Source organism: Pseudomonas sp. NPDC079367, assembly GCF_044542195.1.
GTDB lineage: Bacteria > Pseudomonadota > Gammaproteobacteria > Pseudomonadales > Pseudomonadaceae > Aquipseudomonas.
Window position 1 is genome coordinate 759 of record NZ_JBITTW010000090.1, and the last position, 1,407, is coordinate 2,165.

1 protein-coding gene is annotated in these 1,407 nt (G+C 58.6%); it reads left to right on the forward strand.

The features are described from left to right. Positions 1 to 30: 30 nt before the first annotated feature. The coding region (gene nusA / locus ACIGDJ_RS28245) for a transcription termination factor NusA (protein WP_397504722.1) at positions 31 to 1,407 on the forward strand (1,377 nt) is incomplete at its 3' end.

The following is a 1,407-nucleotide window of genomic DNA, read 5'->3' on the forward strand; positions in this document are numbered from 1 at the left end:
ACCACACTCTTGCGATAGTCGACGCGTACGATGAGCCAAGAAGTACTCCTGGCACATGAGTCGGTATCCAATGAAAAGGGTGTACCGGCAAGCGTAATTTTTGAAGCGCTGGAGCTGGCTCTGGCCACTGCTACCAAAAAGCGCTTTGAAGACGAAGTGGACCTGCGTGTGGAAATTAATCGCCACACCGGTTCCTACGAAACCTTCCGTCGCTGGACGGTCGTTGAAGAGGATGATCTCGACGATCCGGCCATCGAAACCTGGCCAAGCAAGGTTGCCGAAACGCATCCTGGCGCCAAGGTCGGTGACGTCGTCGAAGAGAAAATCGAATCCATCGAGTTCGGCCGCATCGCTGCACAGACTGCCAAGCAGGTCATCGTGCAGAAGGTTCGCGAAGCCGAGCGCGCTCAAGTGGTTGACGCCTATCGCGAGCGCCTGGGAGAAATCATCTCCGGCACCGTGAAAAAAGTTACCCGCGACAACGTGATCGTCGATCTGGGCAACAACGCTGAAGCGTTGCTGGCCCGTGAAGACATCATTTCTCGCGAAACCTTCCGTGTCGGCGTGCGTCTGCGTGCGCTGCTCAAGGAAATCCGCACCGAGAATCGCGGCCCGCAGTTGATCCTGTCGCGTACCGCGCCGGAAATGCTGATCGAGCTGTTCCGTATCGAAGTGCCGGAAATCGCCGAAGGCCTCATCGAGGTCATGGCCGCCTCCCGTGATCCGGGTTCGCGTGCCAAGATCGCCGTCCGCTCCAAGGACAAGCGCATTGACCCGCAAGGTGCCTGCATCGGTATGCGCGGTTCGCGCGTCCAGGCGGTATCGGGTGAGTTGGGTGGTGAGCGTGTTGATATCGTGCTGTGGGACGACAACCCTGCCCAGTTCGTGATCAACGCCATGTCCCCGGCGGAGGTTGCGGCAATTATCGTTGACGAAGATGCCCATGCCATGGACATCGCCGTCGGCGCAGACAATCTGGCTCAGGCCATCGGTCGCGGTGGTCAGAACGTGCGTCTGGCCAGCCAGTTGACTGGCTGGACCCTGAACGTGATGACCGAATCGGACATCCAGGATAAGCAGCAAGCAGAAACCGGCGACATCCTGCGCAACTTCATCGACGAGCTGGAAGTCGACGAAGAACTGGCTCAGGTGCTGGTAGATGAAGGCTTCACCAGCCTGGAAGAGATTGCCTACGTACCGGTGGAGGAGATGCTCAACATCGACGGCTTTGACGAGGACATCGTCAACGAGCTTCGTGCTCGCGCCAAGGATCGCTTGTTGACCAAAGCCATCGCTACTGAGGAAAAGCTGGCAGACCACGAAGTCACCCGTGTCGGTGCGCATCAGCCAAGTCCGGTGGATGTACGCCTGGTTGCGGCGACCAGCATCGATCTGGCCCAGGCTGTG